This is a genomic window from Streptomyces sp. CY-1 (assembly GCF_047218265.1).
Lineage (GTDB): Bacteria > Actinomycetota > Actinomycetes > Streptomycetales > Streptomycetaceae > Streptomyces > Streptomyces niphimycinicus.
Window position 1 is genome coordinate 6,989,728 of record NZ_CP178393.1, and the last position, 25,273, is coordinate 7,015,000.

Here is a 25,273-nt window from a genome sequence, read left to right on the forward strand (position 1 = left end):
CGGGTGTGTGGGTGGTGCGCCTGCTGTTCGTGGTGGGTGGCGGGTGCGGGGCCTCCGGGGCGGCGCCCTGGACCGTATATTTACGGCGCCATTGACCGGGGACGTGAGGTGGGCCGGAGATTGGCGCCACAAATACACGTAAGCGTCCAGGACACCACCCCTGCGACCCCGCCCCCTCCCGTCTCGTCGGCGTCCGCGCGCCGGTGGCGTGAATTCAGCCTCTCCGGCGTTTGAGGAGCGGGGTCCGGGGCGGAGCCCCCCCCACGCGGCGGAGCCGCATATTGATGCTGTGGGAAGGGGCGGGGTGGGGGCTACATCGTCCGGAAGTCCCTGACCGCGAAGCGGGGCCCGCGCCGGGGCGGAGTACGGCCGGACAGAAGGATCAGCCGGGTCGCACGGTATCGCTGACCCGCATACGGGGCCAGGAGTTCGAGCATCGCCTCATCATCCGCACCCCGCTCCCCCGTGAGCGCGTAGCCGACGATCCGCGGCAGATGCAGATCCCCGACCGTGATCGCGTCCGGAGTGCCATTGCTGCGCTGGAGGGTCTCCGCGGCCGTCCAGGGCCCGATGCCCGGGATGAGTTGCAGCCGGGCGGAGGCGGTGGCGAGGTCCATGGACGTGGCCTCCTCCAGCCGTCGGGCGACCCGGACGGCCCGCAGGATCGTCGAGGAGCGCTTGGTGTCCACGCCCGCGCGATGCCACTCCCACGACGGGATCAGCGCCCAGGTGCGCGGATCGGGCATGACCCGCATCCGCATCCCCTCGGCCGGACCGGGCGCGGGCTCGCCATGGCGCTGGAGCAGCAGCCGCCAGGCGCGGTACGCCTCGACGCCGGTGACCTTCTGTTCCAGGATCGACGGAATCAGGGACTCCAGGACCAGCCCGGTGCGGATGAGCCGGAGACCGGGATGGCGCCGGTGCGCCTCGTGAACGAGCCGATGGCGGGGCACGAACCCGGACGGGTCGTCGTCGGCCCCGAGGAGGGCGGGCAGACCGTCCAGCAGCCACTCCGCGCCGGGCCCCCAGGCCCGGCCCTCGATTTCCGAACCCTTGCGCGCGATCCGTATGGTCCCGGGCCCGGCCGGCGTCCGGCTCGCCCGCCAGAAGGCGCCGTCCGTGCCGACCTGAAACGCGGGATCCCCTGGGCCTCGCTGAAGCACGCCGAGGTTACGCGCGAGGTCGCAGGGTCCCGAAGGGCTCCAGGTACGTCTCACACACACCCCGCCACCCTACGGCCCGCCGCGCGCCGAGGGTCACTGAGCGGTACTGGATCCCATGACCATGACAACTGTTGAGCCGACCGGAGACCACGCTCAGCACGAACGCCTTGGCCGCCCCATAGACGACCATGTTCGGGACGGGGAAGTACGCGGCCATGCTGGCGACGTTGACCAGCACCCCGTTGCCCGAGGCCCGCGGCGGCTCGATGAACGCCCGGCTGATGTCCAGAGACGGGAGGGGGCGGGGTCGCAGGGGTGGTGTCCTGGACGCTTACGTGTATTTGTGGCGCCAATCCCCGGCCCACTCAACGCCCCCGGCCAATGGCGCCGTAAATATACGGTCCAGGGCGCCGCCCCGGAGGCCCCGCACCCGGCACCCACCACCGGACCCAAGGGCGCCCCGCTCCAAGGGCAACCCCACGGCGCACCCCAGCAAACGCTCCCGCACCCGTGCCCCCACCCCGCACAACGCGCGCCCCCCTGCCCCCGCGCACACGACCCCACCGCACAACCGGCCCGCACAACCTCGGACCCGGCCCCGACCAGCCCCCGGACCCGGCCCCGACCAGCCCCCGGACCCGACGTCCTACCGCACCACCACGAACCCCTCGACCCCCCGCTCCGCCCGTGCCACCGGCGGAACCGCCGCCTGGCCCACCGCGACCGTCCCCATCGGGTCCCACTCGTCCGGCAGGCCCAGTACCTCGCGCACCACCGGGCGGCAGAACATCGTGGACGACACCCACGCCGACCCCAGCCCCTCACCCGCCAGCGCGACCAGCAGGTTCTGCACCCCGGCGCCCGCCGCGACCACGAACATCTCGCGCTCCGCCGTGTTCCGACGCGGGTCGGGGTAGGTGTGGGCGCCGTCCGCGACCAGGCACGGGATCACCAGGTACGGCGCCTTCCGCAGCACATCCCCGCGCCGCACCCGCTTGGCGACGCTCTCCTCCGAGAAGCCGTCCCCCCGCAGGTCGGCGATCCAGGCATCCCGCATCGCGTCCAGCAGCCGCGTCCGCGACTCCTCCGACTCCAGCAGGACGAAGCGCCACGGCGTCGTATGGTGCGGCGCAGGCGCCGTGACGGCGGCGGCGACCGCGCGCCGCACCGCCGCGCCGTCCACCGGCTCGTCGGTGAACTCCCGAACCGTACGGCGCAGCGTCACGGCCTCCCGTACGGCCTCGGAGGTGCCCAGCCGGAACATGTCGTCCGCGGCACCGCGCACCAACGCCCGCGCACCCTCATCAGCTCCTGGCCCGTCAGACCCGTCAGACTCACCAAGTCCCCCAGACTCACCAAGTCCCCCAGACCCACCAAGTCCCCCAGACCCACCAAGTCCCCCAGACTCATCGTCCAGCCCCTCGAACCTCACCACCTGCGGAAGCCCCCGCAGCACAGCCACCGGCAACCCCTCGGCCTTGCCCTTGACCAGGTCACCCGCCGAGGCCAGCTCATCGGCGGTGGCGACGATGGTCGCGCTCAGCGCGTTTCCGTACGCGTCGACGCCGCCGCGCAGATCGTCCAGGACCCGCACCCCCGCGGCCCCGATGGCGACGTCGGTGACCCCGGTCCGCCACGGTCGCCCAAAGGTGTCGGTGACGACGACGCCCACCTCCACGCCCAGCACTTCCCGCAGCCCGGCCCGGATCGCCCGGGCCGAGGCGTCGGGGTCCTCGGGGAGCAACAGAACAGTCCCGGAAGGGGTGTTGGAGGCGTCGACCCCGGCGGCGGCCATGACCAGTCCGTGGCGGGTCTCGACGATCCGGGTGCGGCCGCGCCGCGCCACGACCCGCACCGTCTCGGCGTCTATGGCCGCCTCGCGGTCGGTCGCCTCGACGACGCGCCCCTCCGCCTTGCTGACGATCTTGGAGGTGACCAACAGCACATCGCCGTGCGCGAGCCCCGGCAGACCGCCGGAGGTCGCGGCGTCGGCGATGAGCTTGGCGAGGTCGTCACCGGGCCGCACCTCGGGCATCCCGGGGAGGGCCCACACCTGATACGACGGCAACTCCTCCGACACGTCGCCTGCCACACCCCCCGGCACGCGCTCCGACGCGTCGCCCGACGCGCCCTCCACCCCGTCCCGCAACGCGCTCATCCCCGCACCTCTTCCGCCAGCACCAGCGCCTCGGCCGCCATCGCCGCCGTGGCCTCGAGGTCCGTCATCATCAGCGGGATCGCCCGGCAGCGGATCCCCGCGGCCTCGACCTCGTCGACCGCGCCCGCGTCCACGGTGTCGACGAGCCAGCCGTCCAGCAGCCCGGAGCCGTAGTGCTTGGCGACGGCCGCGGCGGTGGACTCGACGCCGACGGCGGCGAGCACCTTGTCGGCCATGCCGCGCACGGGCGCGTCGCCCACGATGGGGGACAGGCCCACGACCGGGATCCCGGCGTCGGCGATGGCCTCGCGCACGCCGGGCACGGCGAGGATCGTGCCGACGCTGACGACCGGGTTGGACGGCGGGAAGAGGACGACGTCGGCGTCGGCGATGGCCTCCAGGACGCCGGGCGCCGGTTTGGCCTGGTCGGCGCCGACGGGGACGACGGCGTGGGCGGGCACGGAGGCGCGCAGCCGCACCCAGTACTCCTGGAAGTGGACGGCCTTACGGCTCTCGCCGTCCGGGGCGTCCGGGTCGTCGATCAGGACATGGGTCTCGACGCGGTCGTCCGTCATGGGCAGCAGCCGCACGCCCGGCTGCCACCGGGCGCACAGCGCCTCGGTGACGGCGCTCAGCGGATAGCCCGCGCCGATCATCTGCGTACGGACTATGTGCGTGGCGAAGTCGCGGTCGCCGAGGCCGAACCACTCGGGCCCCACCCCGTATGCCGCCAGCTCCTCCTTGACGGCGAAGGTCTCGTCGGCCCGGCCCCACCCCTGCTCCTCGTGGATGCCACCGCCGAGGGTGTACATCACGGTGTCGAGGTCGGGGCAGACCTTGAGGCCGAAGAGGTGGATGTCGTCGCCGGTGTTCCCGATGACGGTGATGTCGGCGTCCGGAGCCGCCGACATCAGACCGCGAAGGAAACGGGCGCCGCCGATACCGCCTGCCAGAACCACAATGCGCATGGGAGACAGTCTGGCAGCAGCCTCGGACATCGCGGGCGTTCGGGGCGGCTCAGCGCCCCGGGACGCCCAGCGTGCCGGGGGCCGCGGCAGGGTGCGCGGGGGCGGACAACTCGGCGCTCTGGGTGGGGTGCAGCGGCATCTCGGTCAGCCCGGGGAAGTAGATGTGCAGGCTGACGGCCGGTTCGAGGGCGTCGTTGACGACGTCGTGCACATAACCAGGCGCGAAGACCCGCTGTGCGCCGGCGCGCAGCGCATGCCGCACGCCGCGCGTTCCCACCCGTTCGGTCAGCTCGCCCTGGAGCACGGTCAGCACCCCGGAGGAGCGGCCGTGGTCATGGGCTCCGCTGCCCTGTCCGGGCACCCAGCTCAGCAGCCACACCTCATAGCCGGGGCCGGTGCGCAGCCGGTGGTACCAGCGGCTGGTGGCGTCGTACTGGACGAGGGACGCCCAGCCGTCGCGGTCGGCCGCGATGGTGCGGGCCAGGCCCGCGAAGGCGGAGACGGTGGTGGGGCGCGCGGGTACGGGCGGCAGCAGATGCGGGATGGCGAGCGGGTCACCGGCGATCTGGACGTCGCTGTTCATGGCGGGGGTTCCTCGGCGGGAAGGGCGCGGAGAGGTGCGCCGTAGGGAGGCGGCAAGGGCGCGAAATGCGGCCCGAAGTGCGGTGCGAAGCGCGCTGCGAACGCGGTCTCAGGACGAGACGCGGTGAGCGAAGCGAGAGAAACGCGGAGAAAGCCGGAGCTCTGGGGGCATCAACAGCTCGAACAGCGACAGCGAGCCCGCACAGCGCAGCGGAACCCGTGGTCACGGGTCGGCAGGGGCGCGTGGGTCACTGACATGCGACCAAGGAGACCTGGATCGCCGCGCCGCTGTCAACTTGATCTCACGTTTCAGCTCAAGGTTCACCTCTTCCGGTCGCTATGGAGGCAGAAAGGTTTGTGCGCGCGTTGTACCGGTGAGACGGCGCACCAACGCGCATCGACGCGCACCACCCCCGCACCACTCCTGCACGATCCCCGCACGACCCCTGCGCCACCCCGCTCCATCTCCCGGGCGATGCAACGGGAGCGGCGTCGATGGCGTCCTCCTCAGTGAGCGTGAGAGGAGGGACTCGGTCGTCGGATGGGGAAGGTGTCGCGTTTAGGCCGATTTGAACACTTTCCGCGCAGCCTTGGTTCCGCAGAGTGAATAAGAGGCCCAATAGCAGATCTCGGCTTGACTGGCCCGGATCGGCACACTTGTAATTTCACTCGTGTCGTTCTGCCGGTTCACCGACGGCATCAGGCACGGGGACGCAAAGACAGACGAGGGGCGCACATGACCGAGTTGTTCCAGCAACTGCTGGTCGAAGAGGCGGACGAGGAGCTCGGTTGGCAGGAGCGCGCACTGTGCGCCCAGACCGATCCCGAATCGTTCTTCCCGGAAAAGGGCGGATCCACCCGTGAGGCGAAGAAGGTCTGCCTCGCCTGTGAGGTCCGTTCCGAGTGCCTTGAGTACGCCCTCGCCAACGATGAGCGGTTCGGCATCTGGGGTGGTCTGTCCGAGCGTGAGCGCCGCCGACTGAAGAAGGCCGCTGTCTGACACCCGACACGGGACCCGCCTGACTCGCCGGTCCCGTCGGTCCCGCCGACTCAGGGGACCAGTCGGCCCCGGCCGACTCCTCGGCCCCGGCCGACTCCTCGGCCCCGTCGGGCCTGCCGGAACCGTATGACCCGCGCTGACATATCCGCACAGTTCACGGCGGGCTGAGCCACCGCGACCGGTCCGCCCCCTGCCCGCATGGTGACGGGAGGCGGACCGGTCGCATACACAGCCGTTAGTGTGGGGCCCCGTCCGAGACGCTCCAACGCCCCCAGGGGGCGCGCGCGTCCACCGCAGTCCAGCGAACCGGGGCCCGTACCTCGATGTCCGTGCACAGCCACCAGGCGGCCCAATATCCGGCCGCCAACGCCGCGTTTGCGCCCGCTCAAGAACCGGTTCAGACACCGGCCTATCCGCGTCATGTCGTCACCGCCGTCCTGGTCGCCCACGACGGCGCCCGCTGGCTGCCCGACGCGCTGTCCGGTCTGCTCGGCCAGGAGCGCCCCGTCCAGAGCGTCGTCGCGGCCGACACCGGCAGCGCCGACGACTCCGCCCGGCTGCTCACCGAGACCCTCGGCGAGGAGCGGGTGCTGCATATGGCGCGCCGCAGCGGCTTCGGCACGGCCGTCGCCGAGGCGGTCCGTACGGCCCCGGTGCTCGGCCCCGAGGAGCTCACGTACCTCAAGCGCCCCAGCGGCTGGGACCCCGTCAACCGGGCCTGGCGCGACGACGCGTACGACCTGCCGGAGCTGCCGCACGGCGAGCCCGTCCAGTGGCTGTGGCTGCTGCACGACGACTGCTCGCCCGAGCCCGACGCGCTGGCCGAGCTGCTGCGGGTCGTGGACGCCGAGTTCACCGCCAACCGCGAGCCGGCGATCGTCGGCCCCAAGCTGCGCGGCTGGTACGACCGGCGGCAGTTGCTCGAAGTCGGCGTCAGCATCGCCCGCAGCGGCCGCCGCTGGACCGGTCTGGAACGGCGCGAACAGGACCAGGGCCAGCACGACCAGGTGCGCCCCGTGCTGTCGGTGTCCAGCGCGGGCATGCTGGTGCGCCGCGATGTGTGGGAGGAGCTGGGCGGTTTCGACGCCCGGCTGCCCCTGATGCGGGACGACGTCGACCTGTGCTGGCGCGCCCAGGCGGCCGGCCACCAGGTGCTGATCGCCCCGGACGCCGTACTGCGGCACGCGGAGGCGTCCGCGCGCGAGCGGCGGCCCATCGACTGCGTGGGGCGCTCGGTGGCGAACCCCCATCGCGTGGACAAGGCCGGCGCCGTCTACACCCTGCTGGTCAACACCCGCGGCGCGCTGCTGCCCTATGTGATGCTGCGGCTTCTGTTCGGCACCCTGCTGCGCACCCTGGCCTATCTCGTGGGCAAGGTGCCGGGGCAGGCCCTGGACGAGGTCGCCGGTCTCTTCGGCATCCTGCTGCGGCCTGGGCGGATCCTCGCCGCGCGCAAGCGCAGAGGCCGCCCCGCGGCGGAGCCGAGCGAGCTGCGGCCGCTGTTCCCGCCGCCCGGTGCGACCGTAAGGGCGACGGTCGAGCAGGTCGCCAGCAATATAGGCGGCCGTTCCGAGCCCGAACTGTCGTCCGGCGGACGGCACGGCGCGGTCGAGTCCGGGCCCGGCGGCGATGACGCCGACTTCCTGGAGATCGAGCAGTTCGCCCGGCTCAAGCGGATCGCGCGCAAGCCCGGGCCGATGCTCTTCCTCGTCCTGCTGGTGGTCTCGCTGGTCGCCTGCCGGGATCTGCTCGGTGCGGGCGCGCTCGCGGGCGGCGCCCTGCTACCCGCGCCCGCTCATGTCTCCGAGCTGTGGTCGAGCTATGTGGACGGCTGGCATCCGGTCGGCACCGGCGGGACGCAGTCCGCGCCGCCGTATCTGGCCGCCCTCGCCGCACTGGGCACGGTCTTCCTGGGCTCCACGGGCTTCACGCTGACCCTGCTGCTGGTCTGTTCGGTGCCGCTGGCCGGGTTCATCGCGTACTTCGCCTCCCGGCCGCTGGTCGAGTCCCGGCTGCTGCGCGCCTGGGGGAGCGTCGCGTACGCCTTCCTCCCGGCCGCGACCGGAGCGCTCGCGGGCGGGAGGCTCGGCACCGCCGTGCTCGCCATACTGCTGCCGCTGATGGCCCGGGCCGCGGCCGCCGCGACCGGGTTCACGAGCAACGGGACGCGGCTGCCGAGCTGGCGGGCGGCGTGGGCGTACGCGCTGCTGCTGACGTTCACCATGGCCTTCACCCCGGTCGTCTGGCCGATGGCGCTCCTCCTGGGCGCCGGTGTGCTCGTGCTGCGGTTCCGGCAGAGCGGCACCGAGCAGCTCATGGGGTACGGGCTGCGGTTCCTGACCGTGGTCGGCACCCCGCTCGTCGTGCTCGCCCCCTGGTCGCTCGACCTCCTTACCGACCCCGCGCGCTTCCTGAAGGAGGCCGGGCTGGACCGCGGCGCCGGTTCCGCGTCCGCCCTGGACCTGCTCGCGCTCAGCCCCGGCGGCCCCAAGGGCGGCGGCACGCTGCTGCTGCTCGGCTTCGTGCTGGCCGCCCTCGCCGCGCTGATGCGCGGGGAGCGGCAGACGGTGGTGCGCACCGCGTGGGCCGTGGCGCTCACCGGCTTCCTCTTCGCGGCGTTCACGGGCGGCTCCGGCTGGGCCGGGCCCGCGACCCTCGTCTACGGCCTGGCGCTGCTGACCGCCGGTGTGGTGGGCGCCGAGAACGCACGCGAGCGGGTCGCGGCACAGAGCTTCGGCTGGCGCCAGCCGGTGGCGCTGCTGATCGCGGTCGCCACGGTCGCCGCGCCGCTGTACGCCGCCGTCGTCTGGATGGTGAGCGGCGCGGACGGCCCGGTGGGGCGGCGCGACCCCTCGCAGGTCCCGGCGTTCGTGGCGGCCGAGAGCGCCACCGAGGACCAGGCCCGCACTCTGGTGCTCGGCGGTGGCAGCAGCGCCGCCCACGCCGACTACGCCCTGGTGCGCGGCTCCGGCGCCCGGCTGGGCGAGGGCGAACTCGCGGCGGCGGGCGCCGCCGACACCCGGCTCGACGGCGTCGTGGCCAATCTGATCGCGGGCTCCGGCGCCGACCAGACCCGTCAGCTCGGCGGCTACGCGGTGCGCTATGTGTACGTCCAGAAGGGCGCGCCGTCCGAGATGGAGCGGGTGCTGAACGCGACCCCGGGCCTCACCCAGCTCAGCCGGGAGCACGGCGGCGTGCTGTGGCGGGTCGACCAGCGGGTCTCGCGGGTCTCCATCGTCCCGGCGGAGTCCTCGGGCCGCCCGGCGGGCGGGGCGGCGGCCAAGCCGGTGCATGTGGCGTCCGGCCCGGTCGAGGCGCACACCACGGTGCCGGACGGCACGGCCGGGCGGGTGCTGCGGATCGCCGACCGGTCCGCGCCCGACTGGCAGGCCACGCTCGACGGCAAGCCGCTGAAGGCGACGACGGTCGACGGCTGGGCGCAGGGCTTCGAACTCCCGGCGAACGGCGGCCGGTTGGACCTCAGCTACGACACGCCCATCACGCACACCGCGTGGGTGTGGGCGCAGGGGCTGCTCGCGGTCGTGCTGCTGGTGCTCGCGCTGCCGGGCCGCCGCCGGAACGTCGACGACGACCTGCCGGACGCGGAGGCCGCGGCCGCCGTCATCACCGCCGAGGACATGGCGGGCGACGGACGCCGGGCGCGGCGGCTGCGGGCCGCCGCGGAGGCGCAGGCCGTACAGGCCGAGGCCGCCAAGGGGCGGCCGGACGCGGACCCGGCCGACGCGGACGCCATGCCCCCGCTGCCGGACGGGATTCCCCCGCGGCCGGGCGAGCCGCCGCTGGAGCCGCCCGCCGAGCCGCCCGCCGAGCCGGCCGCCCTGGGTGACCCTTACGGCGACCAGGCGGCGGCGAACGACCCTTACGGCGACCAGGCGGCGGCCAACGATCCGTACGGCGACCAGACGGCCGCCGGTGACCCGTACGCGGCGGTGCCGCATCAGCAGCAGGCCGCCGTACCGCACCAGCAGCAGTACGGGCAGCAGTGGGACGCGCAGACGTACGCCGACGCCGGATACGGCCAGTACCCGGCCGGCCAGTACCAGGGGGAGCAGTACCAAGGCGAGCAGTACCAGGGCGAGGGCTACCCGGGTCAGTACCCCGGCGGCCAGTACCCGGCCGGTGACTACCAGGGCGGCTATCAGGACACCGGCTATCCGGCCGGCTACCAGGACGGCCAGGGTCAGGGCCAGTACCAGGAGGGCCAGTACCCGGCGGACCCGTACGCGGGCGGCCAGTACGCCGACCCTTACGGCTACGACCAGCAGCAGCCCTACCCCGACGGCGGCTACCCCCCGCAGGGCGATACGACGTACGGCGGCGCCGACCCCGAGGACCGCCGCGACGGGAGCGAGCAGCAGCGATGAACCGCACCACCCTGTCCCTGATCGGCGCCGCCACCGCGCTGGCCGCCGTCACCGGCGTCGCGGCCCTCACCGGGGGCTCCTCCGATGACGCGGACTCCACCGCGAAGGCCGCCACCCGGCTGCCCGTGCAGCGCTCGACGCTGCTGTGCCCGACGCCCTCCTCCTCGGATGTGAGCAGCACCACCTACACCGCGTACACGCCCAAGCGGGACGGCGTGGACGCCAAGGACGGCACCGCCGAACTGCTGCCCGCCCAGAACCCCGCCGATGACGTGCAGAATCCCGGCGATGACGCCGGTAAGGACGGCAAGAACGGCAAGGGCGACAAGAAGGGCGACCAGCCGTCCCCGGGCGGCGAGAAGCCCGTACTGCCCCTGAAGGAGCCCGGCAAGCCCGTCACCACGGACCTGGACAGCGCGGGCGCCCCCGCGCTCATCGGCACCGCCGACGGCCGCTTCGCGCCCGGCTGGACCGTCCAGCAGACCACCACGATCGACGCGGGCAGCGGACGCGGCATCCTGGGCACCGCGTGCACCGCTCCCGATACGGACTTCTGGTTCCCAGGGGTCAGCACCGACAAGAACCGCCAGGACTTCGTCCATCTGACGAACCCGGACGACGCCGCCGCCGAGGTGGATCTGAAGCTCTACGGACCGAGCGGCCGGCTGAAGCCCTCGACCGACGAGTCGATCACGGTCCCGCCGCGCTCCACCGTCCCGGTCCTGCTCTCGACCCTCACCGACCAGCGGGCGGCCGGCGCCTCGCTCCGCGTGACGGCCCGCACCGGCCGGATCGGCGCGGCCGTGCAGGCCGTGGACCAGAAGGCGGGCAGCGACTGGCTGCCCGCCTCCGCCGTGCCCTCGACGAGCGTGGCGATCCCCGGCATCCCCAAGGACGCCACCTCGGCGCGCCTTGTCGTCTTCGCGCCCGGGGCCGACGACGCGGACCTCAAGGTGCGGCTGGCCGGGCCGAACAACTCGATCACCCCCGCCGGACATGAGTCACTGCACGTCAAGAGCGGGATGACGGCCGCGATCGACCTCGGCGACGTGACCAAGGGCGAGCCCGGCTCGCTGCTGCTCACCCCCGAGGGCGGCGACGGCCCGGCCACACCGGTGGTGGCCGGGCTCCAGGTGACCCGGGGCAAGGGGAGCGACCAGGAGACGGCGTTCATCCCGGCGACCGGCGCGATCGAGCGCAGCGCCACCGCGGCCGACAACCGCACCAAGGGCTCGACGCTCTCCCTGGTGGCGCCGGGAGCGACCGCCAAGGTGCGGATCACCGCTTCCGCGGGCGCCGGCGGCGGCAGTCCGGTCAGCAAGACCTACGAGGTCAAGGGCGGCACCACCCAGGCGCTGGAGCCACCGCGCCCGGCCTCGGGCAAGGGCCCGTACGCGGTGACGGTCGAGCGGCTCTCCGGCGGTCCGGTGCACGCCTCGCGGATGCTGGAGCTGCCGCAGGGCGGGGTCCCGATGTTCACGATCCAGCCGCTGCCGGACGACCGGGGCATGGTCGCGGTGCCCGAGGCGGGCCAGGACCTGTCCCTGCTCAACGACGACTAGGGTCGCGACTGGGGCGACTGGGGCCGCTCCTGGGTCCTTGCGGTCCTGGGGCCCGCGGCCCGTGCCGGGGCGGGCCGCGGGGGTTCGCGGCCCGCCCCGGGGCGCGTCGCGCCTCCGGGCGCCTCGTCCCTCGGGGCGCGTCGCGCCTCTGGGCGTCTCGTGCCTCGGTGCCGCTGCCCGCTACTCCTGCCCGTACCGCGGGTCCACGGACTCCGGGGCCAGCCCCAGCAGCTCCGCCACCTGCTCGACCACGACCTCGTGCACCAGCAGCGCCCGCTCGTCCCGGTTCTTCGCCCGGATCTCGACCGGGCGGCGGTAGATCACGATCCGGTCCGGCGCGTCCCCGCGGGCCGCGATGAAGCGCCCGAGCGGCACGGACTCGCCGTCCCAGCCGTCCGGTCCGCCGTGCCCGTCCGGGCCCCCGCCCGGCCCCGGGCCGCCCAGTTCCGACGTGGGGACCTCCAGCACCGTGAAGTCGACTCCGGACAACTGCGGCCAGCGTCTCTCCAGCCGCTCGGCCGAGTCCTGCACCAGATCGACGAAGGACTCCGCGCGGCTGACCGAGAGCGGCACCTGGGGCGGCGCGATAGGGCCGCGCATACCTCGTCCGTGGCGGTCGCGGCGGCGAGGGCGCGGCTCGGACTGATGGGGATGTACGGGCCTGGTCATCACTCACGAGGGTAGCCGTCGCCCGCCCGCCTCCCATGCGCTTACCGGACAGCCGTGCCGGATGTCGCCAAATGAGCATTCCAGCCATGCTTGGGTCCAAAAACGGACGTCTCTTGCATCGCTTCCCTGGCCCAGGATGATCTCTCTCGGTTCGAGTGCTGACCGGATTCGTTGCCGGCGGTTTCTGCCGCACCGGAAGTCCCTGCTGGTCAACGGGTAAGTTCACGTTTCGGGTGCACGGGGCGAACCAGGACGACACGGCGGAGTGAGCTGGTGGAGAGTCGTCGCGGCCCGCTCAAGAGTGCGGTACCGTCCAACGTCGTGAGCCCTGTACGTCGCTGTTCGCGCACCGCCTGCGGCCGCCCCGCCGTCGCGACGCTGACGTACGTCTACGCGGACTCGACCGCCGTTCTCGGGCCGCTCGCCACGTACGCCGAGCCCCACTGCTACGACCTGTGCTCGGAGCACTCGGAGCGGCTGACCGCCCCGCGTGGCTGGGAGGTCGTCCGGCTCGCCGTCGACACCGGTCCGACGCGGCCCAGCGGTGACGATCTGGAGGCGCTGGCCAACGCGGTCCGCGAGGCCGCCCGCCCCCATGAGCGCGCGGCGGGGGCGGCGTCCGGTTCGGGAGGCTCCGGGGCCGGGAGCGGACATGGCGGCCGGGAGGGCGACCCGCGTGAGGTCGCGCGCCGCGGCCATCTGCGGGTCCTGCGGTCGCCCGAGTCCTGATCGGCCCCCCCGCACTTCCCTCGCGATCTTCCCGCACTTTCCCCGCGTTCTTCTCGCGAACGTCTCGCGGTCCTCTCCGGCTCCTTGTCGGGATCACTTGCTGACGGAGCATTGACTGTGACTTGGCGCGGACACGACCATGCCTGCACACCAGGGTCCTCCGTTTCCGCATCACGGATGTGACCTTCCAGGGATTGCCCATAACGGGAGGCCCGTGTGTTCGTGCAGCAGTTGGACCCCGTCGCCGATTCACTCTCCCTGTCCGCCCTCGTCGCCGCCCTTCCCCTCGTCACCGTCCTCGTCCTGCTCGGCGGGGTGCGGATGCGCGCCCACTACGCGGGCCCCATAGGGCTCGTCGTCGCCGCTCTCGTCGCCTGCCTCCCGTACGGGATGCCCGTCGGCCAGGCCCTCTCCAGCGCCGTCCAGGGGGCGCTCTTCGGTCTCTTCCCCATCATGTGGATCGTCGTCAACGCCCTGTGGGTGTACCGGATGACCGTCCGCACCGACCACTTCGACGTGCTGCGCCGCTCCTTCGGCCGGCTCTCGGACGACCCCCGCGTCCAGGCCCTCGTCATCGCCTTCTGCTTCGGTGCGCTCCTGGAGGCGCTCGCCGGGTTCGGCGCCCCCGTGGCGATCTGCTCGGTCATGCTCGTGGCGCTCGGCTTCGACCCGGTACGCGCCGCCGTCGTCGCGCTCGTCGCCAACACCGCGCCGGTCGCCTTCGGCGCCATGGCCACCCCCGTGGTGACGCTGGCTCAGGTCACCGGGCTGCCGCTGGACTCCGTCGCCTCCGTCGTGGGGCGGCAGACCCCGCTGCTCGCCCTCGTCGTCCCGCTGCTGCTGGTCGCGCTCGTGGACGGGCGGCGCGGGCTGCGCGAGACCTGGGCGCCCGCGCTCGCCTGCGGGGTCGCCTTCGCCGTCGCCCAGTTCACCGTCTCCAACTACCTCTCCGTCCAGCTCGCCGACATCGCGGCGGCGCTGGCCGGCGCGGCCGTACTGGTGGCCATGCCCGCCGCCCGGCGCCCCGCCGAGGAGCCGGTGCGCGCCGCCGTGCTCACCGGCGTACGCAGCGACGACCTGGACCGCGAGGACCCGCGCCCCGAGGTGCTGCGCGCCTACGCCCCGTACGCGCTCATCGTGGCGATCTTCTCCATCGCCCAGATCGGCCCGGTCAAGGATCTCCTGGCCAAGGCCACCCGCACCTTCGACTGGCCCTTCCTGGACGTCGGAGCGCCTGATGGCAAGCCGGTCGGCGCCAATGTCTTCTCGCTGCCGCTGATCGCCACCGGCGGCACCCTGGTGCTGCTGGCCGGGGTGGCCACCGTCGCTGTGCTGGGGGTGACCGCCCGCGACGCCGCGCGGGAATGGACGGCGACGGTGCACGAACTGCGTCATGCGATCCTTACGGTCACCTCGGTGCTCGCGCTCGCCTATGTCATGAATCTCTCCGGGCAGGCCGCCGGCATCGGGCACTTCGTCGCGGCCGCCGGGGCCGGGCTGGCCTTCCTCTCCCCGGTGCTGGGGTGGTTCGGCGTCGCCGTCTCCGGCTCGGACACCTCCGCGAACGCCCTCTTCGGCGCCCTCCAGGTGACCGCCGCCCATGAGTCCGGGCTCTCCCCGGACCTGCTGGCCGCCGCCAACAGCTCGGGCGGGGTGCTCGGCAAGATGATCTCCCCGCAGAACCTCACCATCGCCTGCGCGGCGGTGGGGCTGAAAGGGCGTGAGGGGGATCTGCTCCGCAAGGTGCTGCCGTGGAGCCTCGCGCTGCTGCTGGTGATGTGCCTCATCGTCGTCGCGCAGTCGTCGTTCCTGCTGGGCTGGATGCTGCCGTGACCCGGCCGGGGATGCCCGGCGGCACGCCATGCTGCCGTGACCCGGTCCGGGACGCACGGCAGCACGCCGCGCGACGGGGCTCACAGTTCCGGCCCAGGTCCTGCGGGTAGGTTTTGAGGTCCGCGGGGACGTCCCCAGAGGCGTCCGCGGAGACATCTTCACCAGGACCTCCAGAAGGGGTTGGCTGTGCCCGACTTGTCGCAGATCGTGAAGGCGTACGACGTGCGCGGTGTGGTCCCGGACCAGTGGGACGAGTCGCTCTCGGAACTCTTCGGCGCCGCCTTCGCCCGGGTGACCGGCGCGGACGCGATCGTCGTCGGCCATGACATGCGCCCCTCCTCGCCCGGTCTGGCGCGGGCCTTCGCGCGCGGCGCCGCCTCGCTCGGGGTGGATGTGACCGAGATCGGGCTGTGCTCGACCGATCAGCTCTACTTCGCGAGCGGACATCTCGGCCTGCCCGGCGCGATGTTCACCGCCAGCCACAACCCCGCGCAGTACAACGGCATCAAGATGTGCCGCGCGGGCGCCGCCCCCATCGGCCAGGACAGCGGGCTCGCCGACATCCGCGCCCTGGTCGAGGAATGGGCCGACAGCGGCGCGCCCGAGCCCGCCGCCGAGGCCGGCACCATCACCCAGCGGGACGTCCTCGCCGACTACGCCGCCCATCTGCGCTCGTTGGTGGACCTGACCGCCATCCGGCCGCTGAAGGTCGTCGTGGACGCGGGCAACGGCATGGGCGGCCACACCGTCCCGACCGTCTTCGAGGGGCTCCCGCTCGAGCTCGACGCCCTCTACTTCGAGCTGGACGGCACCTTCCCCAACCACGAGGCCAACCCGCTCGACCCCAAGAACATCGTCGATCTCCAGGCCCGGGTCCTGGAGACCGGCGCCGACCTCGGGCTCGCCTTCGACGGCGATGCCGACCGCTGCTTCGTGGTGGACGGAAGCGGCGAACCGGTGTCGCCCTCCGCCATCACCGCCCTGGTCGCCGCCCGCGAGCTGGGCAAGCACCCGGGTGGGACGGTCATCCACAACTGCATCACCTCGTGGTCGGTCCCGGAGGTCGTCAAGGAGAACGGCGGCACCCCCGTCCGCACCCGCGTGGGCCACTCCTTCATCAAGGCCGAGATGGCCCGCACCGGCGCGATCTTCGGTGGTGAGCACTCCGCGCACTACTACTTCCGCGACTTCTGGAACGCCGACACCGGCATGCTGGCCGCCCTACACGTCCTGGCCGCGCTCGGCGGCCAGAAGGGCCCGCTGTCGGAGCTGGTCGCGCAGTACGACCGGTACGCGGCCTCCGGGGAGATCAACAGCACCGTCGACGACCAGACCGGGCGCATGGCGGCGGTCAAGGCGGCGTACGAGGGCCGCGAAGGCGTCGAGCTCGATGAACTCGACGGCCTTACGGTCACCGCCGCCGACTGGTGGTTCAACCTCCGCCCCTCCAACACCGAGCCGCTGCTGCGGCTGAACGTGGAGGCGCGGGACGCGGAGCGGGTGGCCGGGGTCCGCGACGAGGTCCTCTCCATCGTCCGCGCGTAAGCCTTACGGCTGTCGTCCGTGCGTAAGCCCTACGGCTGTCGTCCATACGTAAGCCTTACGGCCGTTCCGTGCGCGGGCCCCGCCGAGGGCCAGCTCCCCGCGGTCCTCGCGCTGCCCTTACGGCCGTCCGCGCGCGGGGCGCACGGCGTCGCCGGAGCCCGGGGCGAGCCCCCGGGCTCCGGTGCCCACCGGCCGCGCCCCGCCCCCGCCCGGCGGTACGCTGACCACGCCGGGCCGATGTCCGGCTGGACCCATACCCGAAGGGACGCCCCATGCCGCTCGAAGCCGGTCTTCTGGACATCCTCGCCTGCCCGGCGTGCCACGCCCCGCTGCGCGAGGAGCAGTCCCCGGAGACCCCCGAGCTGGTGTGCACGGGCGAGGGGTGCGGTCTCGCGTACCCCGTCCGGGACGGCATCCCCGTGCTGCTCGTCGACGAGGCCCGCCGCCCGGCCTGACCCGGCGGCCCGCCGGAGCCCCAGCCCCGCGCGGTCCCGCGTGTACCGCCCGCCACGGCGATCGGAGGCCGAAGCACGATGCTCGACGAATCCCTCCTCGACGCCCCAGAGGCCCTGGCCCGCGCCGACAGCCGCGGGCTGCTGCGCGGAGCCGCCGAATCCGGCGCCCGCATCCGCACCGCCGCCCGGCACGCCACCGAGGCGGGGATCGGCGATCTCAAGCCGGACGGGCGGCCGCGCGCCGTCATGGTCGCGGGCCCAGGGGCGGCCGGAACCTGCACCGCCGACCTCCTCGGCGCGCTCAGCGGGGGCAACTGCCCGGTCAGCCTGATCGCGCCCACCGGTGTGGCCCCGGCGCCGGGCGCGCTGCGCTGGACACTGCCCGGCTGGGCGGGCCCGCTCGACCTGCTGATCGTCGCGACGCCGGACGGTACGGAACCGGGCCTTCCGCGCCTTGTCGAGCAGGCGTACCGCCGCGGCTGCGCGATCGTCGCGGTCGCCCCGGGCCAGTCCCCGCTGGCCGACGCGGTCGCGCAGGCGCGCGGCCTGATGGTGCCGCTGGCCACGGCGCCGTACGCCTCGGCCCCGTACGCCACGGGCGGGTACAGCACCGATCCGTACCGCAGGGACCCGCACGCGCCGGGCGCGGCCGAGGACGACGACACCGCCCGCGCCGAGGGCGCCCTGGGCGATGCCCCCGGCACGTACGGGACGCCTCCCGTCCCGCACCCCGTCGAGCCGCCCGGCACCGCGCCCGACGAGATGACCGGCCCCGCGCTGCCCGGCACGCTGTGGGCCCTGCTCACCCCGCTGCTCCTGCTGGTCGACCGGATCGGCCTGGTGTCCGCGCCGCCCGCCGCGCTGCTTCAGGTCGCCGACCGGCTCGACCAGGTCGCCGAGCGCTGCGGCCCGGCCATCGCCACCTACACCAACCCCGCCAAGACGCTCGCGGCCGAGCTCGCCGGGGCGCTTCCGCTGCTGTGGACCGAGGGCCCGGTCGCCGCCGCGACCGGACGGCGGTTCGCGAGGCTGCTCGCGTCGCTCGCCGGGCGCCCCGCGCTCGTCGCCGAGCTTCCCGGGGCGCTCGCCGCGCATGGCGCGATGCTGACCGGGGCGTTCGCGGGCGGGGCCGACCCGGACGACTTCTTCCGCGACCGGGTGGAGGAGGCGGAGGCGCTCCGCGCCCGGATCGTGCTGCTCCACGAGGAGCCGGTGGGCCCGGTCTCGGCGGTGCCGACCGCCCGGGAGCTGGCGCTGGCGCATGACACCGCGTTCAGCGAGCTGGAACCGGCCGAGGGCACCCCACTGGAGACCGCCGCGGAACTTCTCGCCATCACGGATTTCGCCGCCGTTTACCTCGCGCTCGCTTCGGCCGATAGAACTTGACGCCGTAGACCTCGACAACGTGACGCCGTAGACATCTGGAACAGATCTCCAGAACCTGACGCCGTAAGACCACGCACCACTCGCCCCACGTCCCTCACTGCACAGTCAGGAACCGCACCGCATGGACCGCCTCGTCAACACCGTGCGCCCCTACGCCTGGGGCTCCACCACCGCCATCCCCGAGCTGCTGGGCGTCCGGCCGACCGGGGAGCCGCAGGCCGAGATGTGGATGGGGGCACACCCCGGGGCGCCGTCCCGGGTCGACCGGGGCTCGGGCCCCGTCGCGCTCTCCGAGGTGATCGCCGCGGATCCCGAGGGCGAGCTCGGCGCGGACGCCGTAAGCCTCTTCGGGCCGCGGCTGCCGTTCCTGCTGAAGGTGCTGGCCGCCGCCTCGCCGCTGTCGCTCCAGGTCCACCCCGACCTCGAGCAGGCCAAGGAGGGCTACGCGGACGAGGAGGAGCGCGGCGTTCCGGCCGATGCCCCGCATCGCAACTACAAGGACGCCAACCACAAGCCCGAGTTGATATGCGCGCTCACGCCGTTCAACGGGCTGTGCGGCTTCCGCGACCCGAACGAGGCGGCCGAGCTGCTGGCCGCCCTGGAGGTCGACTCGCTCAAGCCGTACGTCGACATCCTGCACGCCCACCCGGAGTCGCACGCCCTGCGCGAGGTGCTGACCGCCGTGCTGACGGCCGACCCTGAGGCGATGACGGAGACCGTAAGGCGGGCAGCGGACGCCGCCGAGCGGCTCGGCGCGCTGGACGGACCGCACGCCCCGGCGTACGCGGCGTACGCCTCCATCGCGCAGCACTACCCGGGCGACCCCGGGGTGATCGCCGCGATGCTGCTCAACTTCGTGACCCTCCAGCCCGGCGAGGCTCTCTACCTCGGCGCCGGCGTACCGCACGCCTATCTCGACGGCCTGGGCGTCGAGATCATGGCCAACTCCGACAATGTGCTGCGCTGCGGACTCACGCCCAAGCATGTGGACGTCCCCGAGCTGCTGCGCATCGTCCGCTTCGAAAGCGCCGCCCCCGCCGTGCTGCGGCCCGAGGCGGACCCCTCCGGCGAGGAGCTCTACACCACCCCGATAGGCGAGTTCCGGCTCTCCCGCCACGTCCTGGCCGACGGCGCCGCTCCGCGCCCGCTGCCGGCGACCGGCCCGCAGATCCTGCTGTGCGCCGCGGGAGAGGTCTCCCTGCGTGGCGCGGACGGCGAACTCCCGCTGACGCGCGGGCAGTCGGCCTTCGTACCGGCCGGTGAGGAGGCCGTACTGGGCGGCGACGGCACTGTGTTCAGGGCCACAGTGACAGCCTGACGTACGGCCCGTTCGAGGGGCTGGAACAATGGCGCGCCGTGAGGCGGTAAAGCGCTGGCAAAGCCGCCATGAGGTGTATCGAAGCGGAAGGGACATTCGGCACATATGAGTGCATCAGGCGGAACCAAGGCGATTGTTGCCGCGCTGGGCGCGAACCTGGCTATCGCCGCAGCCAAGTTCGTGGCGTTCGCCTTCAGCGGCTCGTCGTCGATGCTCGCCGAAGGCGTGCACTCGCTCGCCGACTCGGGCAATCAGGGGCTGCTGCTCCTCGGCGGGAAGAAGGCCAAGCGCGAGGCCACCCCCGAGCACCCCTTCGGCTATGGCCGCGAACGCTATATCTACGGCTTCCTCGTCTCCATCGTGCTGTTCACCATCGGCGGTGTCTTCGCGCTGTACGAGGGCTACGAGAAGATCAAGCATCCCCATGACGTCGAGCACTGGTACTGGCCGGTCGGGGTGCTCGTCTTCGCGATCATCGCCGAGGGCTTCTCCTTCCGCACGGCCATCAAGGAGTCCAACGAGATCCGGGGCAAGCTGAGCTGGTCGCAGTTCGTGCGCCGGGCCAAGGCCCCCGAGCTGCCCGTCGTCCTCCTGGAGGACTTCGGCGCTCTCATCGGCCTGGTCCTCGCGCTCTGCGGCGTCGGGCTCGCGCTGCTGACCGGCGACGGTGTCTGGGACGGCGTCGGCACCCTCTGCATCGGCGTCCTGCTGGTGCTGATCGCCCTGGTGCTCGCGGCCGAGACCAAGTCGCTGCTGCTGGGCGAGGCGGCCGACATCACCGAGGTCACCAAGATCCGCGAAGCGGTCGTGGACGGCGAGACCGTCACCGGGCTGATCCACATGCGCACGCTCCACCTCGGCCCCGAGGAACTGCTGGTGGCCGCCAAGATCGCGGTGCAGCACGACGACACGGCGGTGGAGATCGCCCGCGCGATCGACGCCGCGGAGGCGCGCATCCGCGAGGCGGTCCCCATCGCCCGAGTCATCTACCTGGAACCCGACATCCTCCGCACCTCCACAACCACCTGAGCGGAACCGCCGGTTTGTGGGCATTCGTTCCGCGGGGTGGAACGGGTGGGCACAAACCGGCCACCGGCCCGCACCCGGCAACGCACCCTGGCCGCCGACGGCGTAGGCCGTACGAACAACCGGTCGGCACGCGGCAACGCACCTCAACCCCGGAAGGCGCGCTCCGCACGAACAACCGGGCCACACCCGAAAGCGCACCCCGGCCGCCAACGGCATACACCGCACACGCGACCGGGGCGCACCTACCCACAAGGGGCTGCCCACAAGGGACCTACTCGATCTCCCCGAGCACCCCCAGAATCGCCCCCACATCCGCCGCCCCCAGCAACCGCTCCCGGAACTCGGCGCCCATCAACTTGCGTGACAGCAGCGCCAGAATCCGCAGATGCTCATCGCCCGCGGCCGCCTCCGGCACCGCGATCATGAACACCAGCCTGGCCTTCGTGCCGTCCGGCGCGCCCCACTCGATGCCCTCGGGGGAGCGCGCGAAGCCGACGACCGGAGCGGTCACCGCGTCCGTCTTGGCATGCGGAATCGCGATCTCCTCGCCGAGACCGGTGGTGCCCTGGTCCTCCCGGGCGAACGCGGCCCGGACCAGCTCCGCCGTATCCGCCACCTTGCCGGTCGTGGCCAGCAGCTCGGCCATCTCGCGGATCGCGGCATCCTTACCGTCCGCCGCCAGCCGCTCCTTCACGGTCTGCTCGCCGAGATAGCCGGACAACACCTGGTCCGCGGCATCGCCCTCGGGAGCGGCCTCAGCCTCGGGAGCGACCTCAGCTTCCTGCGCAGCCTCGGCCTCGGCCTTACCGCCGTCCCGCGGCTCAGCGGCCGAGACGGACGCAGCCTTCGCCGAGGAATCCGCCACGGCACCACTCGCCGCCCCCGTAGCGCCTCCACTGCCCACCCCGGCCAGCACCGGCGCACCCGCCGGCGACGGAGCCAAGGAGACAGCCTCCGCGACTTCCGCGGCCCCCGCCGGATCCGCATCCGCATCCGCGTCCGAACCCCGACCACCACCGCCCACAGACATCAGCCCGATCGTGACCAACGCCGTAACCGCCGTACCCCCGACGACCGCGACGAAGAACATCGGCACCCCGCCGACCGCGCCGAGCACCGCGACGATCGGCCCGCCGTGCGGCACGTTGTCCTCGACCGACGCCACCCCGGCTATCGCCCCGGCGACCGCGCCGCCCAGCATGTTCGCCGGGATGACCCGCGCCGGACGCGCCGCGGCGAACGGAATCGCGCCCTCGGTGATGCCGAAGAAGCCCATGAAGAGCGCCGCGAGCCCGGTCTCCCGCTCCTGGTCGTCGAACATCCGGCGGCGCAGCAGCGTGGCCAAGCCCTGGCCCAGCGGCGGAACCGGAATGGCCGCCGCACACGCCCCCATGACCTCGGGGTTCTTGGACACCAGCCCGGCGCCGAAGAGGAACGCGGTCTTGTTGACCGGACCGCCCATGTCGAACGCGATCATCAGCCCGAGGATGATGCCGAGCAGCGCCGCGCTGGTGCCGGTCAGCCCGCCGAGCCAGTCGGTGAGGCGCTCGAAGACCCAGGAGATCGGTTCGCCGAGGACATAGATGAAGAAGAGGCCGAGCGCCGAGGTCGCCACGATCGGGATCACGATGATCGGCATGATCGGCTGGACGAACTTCGGAACCTTGACCCGCTTGATCCACAGCACCAGGTAACCGGCCAGGAAGCCGGTGACGATCGCGCCGATGAAGCCGGCGCCCGCCTCGCTGTCGTACAGCTCGCCGTGGGCCGCGATCCAGCCGCCCACCATGCCCGGCACCAGCGCGGGCCGGTCCGCGATGGCGTAGGCGATATAGCCGGACAGGGCCGGGATCATCAGTTGGAAGCCGATGCTCCCGATGTCGTTGACCGTCTTCCAGAAGGAGTCGTCGGGGATGACGATGCCCTTGGACGTCGTATCACCACCCAGGGCGAGCGAGACCGCGATCAGCAGACCGCCGACCACGACGAACGGGATCATGTAAGAGACGCCGTTCATGAGCGCCTTATAGGTGACGCTGCGCCCCTTACCGCCGCCGGAAGCCGAAGCGGCCGAGGCGGCGCCGCGCTGGGCCTCCCGGCCGTCGCCTTGGTACACGGGCGCGTTGCGCACCTGCTCGATCAGCCGCTCCGGGCGGTGGATGCCGTCGGCGACCCCCACGACGAGCACTCTCTTGCCGATGAAGCGGCTGCGGTCGACGTCCTTGTCGGCGGCGATGATGACGCCGTCGGCCCGGCTGACATCGTTGTCAGACAGAACGTTCTCGGCCCCGATCGAGCCCTGGGTCTCCACCTTCATGCTGTGGCCGAGTGACTCCGCCGCCTGAGCCAGCTTCTCAGCGGCCATATAGGTGTGGGCGATACCCGTGGGACAGGCGGTCACCGCGAGCAGCTTGAGCCCCGGTCCGCTGGCCCCCGCACCGTTGGGGGGATCGGCTGGACTGGTCACGTGGTTCTCCTTAACAACGCGTCGAGCGGGCGCGGGAAGCTGCCAGCGTCCCCGCGCTCGCGGCATCGTGCAATACATCCGGCCAGGATCAAAGCGACGGGGTGAGCCACCGGGCTCCCCGAGCGGTGTGGCCGTCGGCGCAGGTCATGGCCTTACGGCCGAAGATGGCCGATGGGGGCTGGGGTTCGCCGCGCCGATCGGTGTAGATTCGTGACCGAGCCAGACGTCGCTGCTGATGGCGGTCGGGCGGCCCGTACACCGGGTCGGCCGAGGGAGAGAGGGCCTCCGACGGACTGCGCACTGTGAGGTAGAAGGGGATAGGTGTGCCCGCTGTGCGGGGCCCTGCCCAGCGCCTCACATGCCCAGCCGAAACCACTCTCGCTCGCACACGATCGAGGAGGAGCAGCACTCATGACGACAGCCGTCTCCGGTCAGGACTTCAAGGTCGCGGACCTCTCCTTGGCTGCCTTCGGCCGTAAGGAGATCACCCTCGCCGAGCATGAGATGCCCGGCCTGATGGCGATCCGTAAGGAGTACGCCGAGCAGCAGCCGCTGGCCGGCGCCCGTGTCACCGGCTCGCTGCACATGACCGTGCAGACCGCCGTGCTGATCGAGACCCTGGTCGCCCTCGGCGCCGAGGTCCGGTGGGCCTCCTGCAACATCTTCTCCACCCAGGACCACGCCGCGGCCGCGATCGCCGTCGGCCCCAAGGGCACGGTGGAGAACCCGCAGGGCATCCCGGTCTTCGCCTGGAAGGGCGAGACCCTGGAGGAGTACTGGTGGTGCACGGAGCAGGCCCTGACCTGGCCCGGCACCCCCACCGGCGGACCCAACATGATCCTGGACGACGGTGGCGACGCCACCCTCCTCGTCCACAAGGGCGTCGAGTACGAGAAGGCCGGCGCCGCCCCTGACGTCGCCACCGCCGAGAACGACGAGCACCGCGTCATCCTCGAGCTGCTCAACCGCACCATCGCCGAGAACCCGCAGAAGTGGACGCAGCTCGCTTCCGAGATCCGCGGGGTCACCGAGGAGACCACCACCGGCGTCCACCGCCTCTACGAGATGCAGCGCGACGGCCTGCTGCTCTTCCCGGCGATCAACGTCAACGACGCGGTGACCAAGTCCAAGTTCGACAACAAGTACGGCTGCCGCCACTCCCTGGTCGACGGCATCAACCGCGCCACCGACGTGCTGATCGGCGGCAAGGTCGCGGTCATCTGCGGCTACGGCGATGTGGGCAAGGGCTGCGCCGAGTCGCTGCGCGGCCAGGGCGCCCGGGTGATCATCACCGAGATCGACCCGATCTGCGCACTCCAGGCCGCGATGGACGGCTACCAGGTCGCCACCCTGGACGACGTGGTGGAGACCGCCGACATCTTCATCACCACGACCGGCAACAAGGACATCATCATGGCCGCGGACATGGCCAAGATGAAGCACCAGGCGATCGTCGGGAACATCGGCCACTTCGACAACGAGATCGACATGGCCGGCCTCGCCGCCCTCCCGGGCATCGTCAAGGACGAGGTCAAGCCGCAGGTCCACACCTGGACCTTCCCCGACGGCAAGACGCTCATCGTGCTCTCCGAGGGCCGTCTGCTGAACCTCGGCAACGCGACCGGTCACCCGTCGTTCGTGATGTCCAACTCCTTCGCGAACCAGACCATCGCCCAGATCGAGCTCTTCACCAAGCCGGAGTCGTACCCGACCGACGTCTATGTGCTCCCCAAGCACCTGGACGAGAAGGTCGCCCGCCTCCACCTCGACGCGCTCGGGGCGAAGCTGACCACGCTCCGGCCCGAGCAGGCCGCCTACATCGGCGTCCCGGTCGAGGGCCCGTACAAGCCCGAGCACTACCGTTACTGATCGCATCCGCTGATCGCACCGGCGCCGCCGACCGCACGGTCGGCGGCCGCTGACCCGGCCCCCGCCCAGGCGGGGGCCCCAGGGCCCGTCCGCGCCGTCCGGCCGGGCGGGCCCGACGCTCGTCAAGGACCTCACCATGCCCCGCGGCCGCTACT

Annotated in this window: 19 protein-coding genes (1 of these 19 cut by a window edge); 12 read left to right on the forward strand and 7 right to left on the reverse strand. The window is 72.4% G+C overall.

The features are described from left to right. Window positions 1-311 precede the first annotated feature (311 nt). The 5 genes from ACK1X7_RS30120 to ACK1X7_RS30140 form a co-directional block, all read right to left on the reverse strand. Window positions 312-1,223, reverse strand: coding sequence for a DNA-3-methyladenine glycosylase family protein (locus ACK1X7_RS30120; RefSeq protein ID WP_385144210.1), 912 nt, complete (start codon window positions 1,221-1,223; stop codon window positions 312-314). Next, the gene (locus tag ACK1X7_RS30125; protein ID WP_413115873.1) at window positions 1,171-1,401 is read right to left on the reverse strand and encodes an SDR family NAD(P)-dependent oxidoreductase; all 231 of its coding nucleotides are present in this window, start codon (window positions 1,399-1,401) and stop codon (window positions 1,171-1,173) included. Before ACK1X7_RS30125 ends, ACK1X7_RS30120 begins: the two co-directional genes overlap by 53 nt. 408 nt (window positions 1,402-1,809) lie before the next feature. Then, complete coding sequence (locus ACK1X7_RS30130; RefSeq protein WP_413115874.1) at window positions 1,810-3,321, reverse strand: coenzyme F420-0:L-glutamate ligase; 1,512 nt, start codon at window positions 3,319-3,321, stop codon at window positions 1,810-1,812. After that, a complete protein-coding gene (gene cofD / locus ACK1X7_RS30135) occupies window positions 3,318-4,289 on the reverse strand; it encodes a 2-phospho-L-lactate transferase (protein ID WP_216345575.1) in 972 nt (323 codons plus the stop codon). The genes ACK1X7_RS30130 and cofD overlap by 4 nt, the downstream gene beginning before the upstream one ends. A gap of 49 nt (window positions 4,290-4,338) precedes the next feature. After that, window positions 4,339-4,872, reverse strand: coding sequence for a cysteine dioxygenase (locus ACK1X7_RS30140; RefSeq protein WP_413115875.1), 534 nt, complete (start codon window positions 4,870-4,872; stop codon window positions 4,339-4,341). Window positions 4,873-5,607: 735 nt separating this feature from the next. Between ACK1X7_RS30140 and ACK1X7_RS30145 the strand changes: the two genes are divergently transcribed. The 3 genes from ACK1X7_RS30145 to ACK1X7_RS30155 all read left to right on the forward strand — a co-directional run bounded on the left by ACK1X7_RS30145 (window position 5,608) and on the right by ACK1X7_RS30155 (window position 11,818). Next, the gene (locus ACK1X7_RS30145; RefSeq protein WP_004952403.1) at window positions 5,608-5,871 is read left to right on the forward strand and encodes a WhiB family transcriptional regulator; all 264 of its coding nucleotides are present in this window, start codon (window positions 5,608-5,610) and stop codon (window positions 5,869-5,871) included. A 323-nt stretch (window positions 5,872-6,194) separates the two neighbouring features. Continuing rightward, on the forward strand, window positions 6,195-10,256 hold the full coding sequence (locus ACK1X7_RS30150) for a glycosyltransferase family 2 protein (RefSeq protein WP_385144218.1): 4,062 nt from the start codon (window positions 6,195-6,197) through the stop codon (window positions 10,254-10,256). Next, the gene (locus ACK1X7_RS30155) at window positions 10,253-11,818 is read left to right on the forward strand and encodes a DUF5719 family protein (RefSeq protein ID WP_385144221.1); all 1,566 of its coding nucleotides are present in this window, start codon (window positions 10,253-10,255) and stop codon (window positions 11,816-11,818) included. Before ACK1X7_RS30150 ends, ACK1X7_RS30155 begins: the two co-directional genes overlap by 4 nt. 180 nt (window positions 11,819-11,998) lie before the next feature. On the opposite strand, the gene ACK1X7_RS30160 is transcribed toward ACK1X7_RS30155, so the two are convergent. Then, window positions 11,999-12,418, reverse strand: coding sequence for a metallopeptidase family protein (locus ACK1X7_RS30160; RefSeq protein WP_385144223.1), 420 nt, complete (start codon window positions 12,416-12,418; stop codon window positions 11,999-12,001). 342 nt (window positions 12,419-12,760) lie between these two features. Here ACK1X7_RS30160 and ACK1X7_RS30165 point away from each other — a divergent pair, with 342 nt between their 5' ends. The 7 genes from ACK1X7_RS30165 (at window position 12,761) to ACK1X7_RS30195 (ending at window position 20,782) form a co-directional block, all read left to right on the forward strand. Further along, on the forward strand, window positions 12,761-13,216 hold the full coding sequence (locus ACK1X7_RS30165) for a DUF3499 domain-containing protein (RefSeq protein WP_119989156.1): 456 nt from the start codon (window positions 12,761-12,763) through the stop codon (window positions 13,214-13,216). A 216-nt stretch (window positions 13,217-13,432) separates the two neighbouring features. After that, complete coding sequence (locus ACK1X7_RS30170) at window positions 13,433-15,049, forward strand: L-lactate permease (RefSeq protein WP_390795685.1); 1,617 nt, start codon at window positions 13,433-13,435, stop codon at window positions 15,047-15,049. 186 nt (window positions 15,050-15,235) lie between these two features. Then, entirely contained in the window at window positions 15,236-16,594 is a 1,359-nt protein-coding gene (locus ACK1X7_RS30175; protein ID WP_385144227.1) for a phosphomannomutase/phosphoglucomutase, read from the forward strand. 272 nt (window positions 16,595-16,866) lie between these two features. Further along, window positions 16,867-17,049 (forward strand): Trm112 family protein, encoded by a 183-nt coding sequence (locus ACK1X7_RS30180; protein WP_078641824.1) that lies wholly within the window; start codon window positions 16,867-16,869, stop codon window positions 17,047-17,049. Window positions 17,050-17,127: 78 nt separating this feature from the next. Beyond that, window positions 17,128-18,435 (forward strand): SIS domain-containing protein, encoded by a 1,308-nt coding sequence (locus ACK1X7_RS30185; RefSeq protein ID WP_385144229.1) that lies wholly within the window; start codon window positions 17,128-17,130, stop codon window positions 18,433-18,435. A 121-nt stretch (window positions 18,436-18,556) separates the two neighbouring features. Further along, window positions 18,557-19,753 carry a mannose-6-phosphate isomerase, class I gene (manA, locus tag ACK1X7_RS30190; RefSeq protein ID WP_385144231.1) on the forward strand — a complete coding sequence of 399 codons (1,197 nt, stop codon included), beginning with the start codon at window positions 18,557-18,559 and terminating at the stop codon, window positions 19,751-19,753. 105 nt (window positions 19,754-19,858) lie between these two features. Further along, window positions 19,859-20,782, forward strand: a complete 924-nt coding sequence (locus ACK1X7_RS30195) for a cation diffusion facilitator family transporter (protein WP_385144233.1) — start codon at window positions 19,859-19,861, stop codon at window positions 20,780-20,782. A gap of 271 nt (window positions 20,783-21,053) precedes the next feature. Here ACK1X7_RS30195 and ACK1X7_RS30200 read toward each other — a convergent pair whose 3' ends face one another. Beyond that, window positions 21,054-23,249, reverse strand: a complete 2,196-nt coding sequence (locus tag ACK1X7_RS30200) for a fructose-specific PTS transporter subunit EIIC (RefSeq protein WP_413115876.1) — start codon at window positions 23,247-23,249, stop codon at window positions 21,054-21,056. 411 nt (window positions 23,250-23,660) lie between these two features. Here ACK1X7_RS30200 and ahcY point away from each other — a divergent pair, with 411 nt between their 5' ends. Both ahcY and ACK1X7_RS30210 read left to right on the forward strand, forming a co-directional pair. Beyond that, a complete protein-coding gene (gene ahcY, locus ACK1X7_RS30205; RefSeq protein WP_385144237.1) occupies window positions 23,661-25,118 on the forward strand; it encodes an adenosylhomocysteinase in 1,458 nt (485 codons plus the stop codon). 136 nt (window positions 25,119-25,254) lie between these two features. Next, window positions 25,255-25,273, forward strand: partial view of a hypothetical protein gene (locus ACK1X7_RS30210; RefSeq protein ID WP_413115877.1) — the 5' portion only. The gene runs 599 nt beyond the window's last position; the window shows 19 of its 618 coding nt (coding positions 1-19); its start codon is at window positions 25,255-25,257; its stop codon lies off the right edge, out of view.

Bases quoted from the DNA above. Each gene is read 5' to 3' on its own strand.
- ACK1X7_RS30145 (WP_004952403.1), top strand. From the start codon at position 5,608: ATGACCGAGTTGTTCCAGCAACTGCTGGTCGAAGAGGCGGACGAGGAG.
- ACK1X7_RS30155 (WP_385144221.1), top strand. From the start codon at position 10,253: ATGAACCGCACCACCCTGTCCCTGATCGGCGCCGCCACCGCGCTGGCC.
- ACK1X7_RS30150 (WP_385144218.1), top strand. From the start codon at position 6,195: ATGTCCGTGCACAGCCACCAGGCGGCCCAATATCCGGCCGCCAACGCC.
- ACK1X7_RS30140 (WP_413115875.1), bottom strand. From the start codon at position 4,872: ATGAACAGCGACGTCCAGATCGCCGGTGACCCGCTCGCCATCCCGCAT.
- ACK1X7_RS30130 (WP_413115874.1), bottom strand. From the start codon at position 3,321: ATGAGCGCGTTGCGGGACGGGGTGGAGGGCGCGTCGGGCGACGCGTCG.
- ACK1X7_RS30160 (WP_385144223.1), bottom strand. From the start codon at position 12,418: ATGCGCGGCCCTATCGCGCCGCCCCAGGTGCCGCTCTCGGTCAGCCGC.
- cofD (WP_216345575.1), bottom strand. From the start codon at position 4,289: ATGCGCATTGTGGTTCTGGCAGGCGGTATCGGCGGCGCCCGTTTCCTT.
- manA (WP_385144231.1), top strand. From the start codon at position 18,557: ATGGACCGCCTCGTCAACACCGTGCGCCCCTACGCCTGGGGCTCCACC.
- ahcY (WP_385144237.1), top strand. From the start codon at position 23,661: ATGACGACAGCCGTCTCCGGTCAGGACTTCAAGGTCGCGGACCTCTCC.
- ACK1X7_RS30180 (WP_078641824.1), top strand. From the start codon at position 16,867: ATGCCGCTCGAAGCCGGTCTTCTGGACATCCTCGCCTGCCCGGCGTGC.
- ACK1X7_RS30195 (WP_385144233.1), top strand. From the start codon at position 19,859: ATGAGTGCATCAGGCGGAACCAAGGCGATTGTTGCCGCGCTGGGCGCG.
- ACK1X7_RS30185 (WP_385144229.1), top strand. From the start codon at position 17,128: ATGCTCGACGAATCCCTCCTCGACGCCCCAGAGGCCCTGGCCCGCGCC.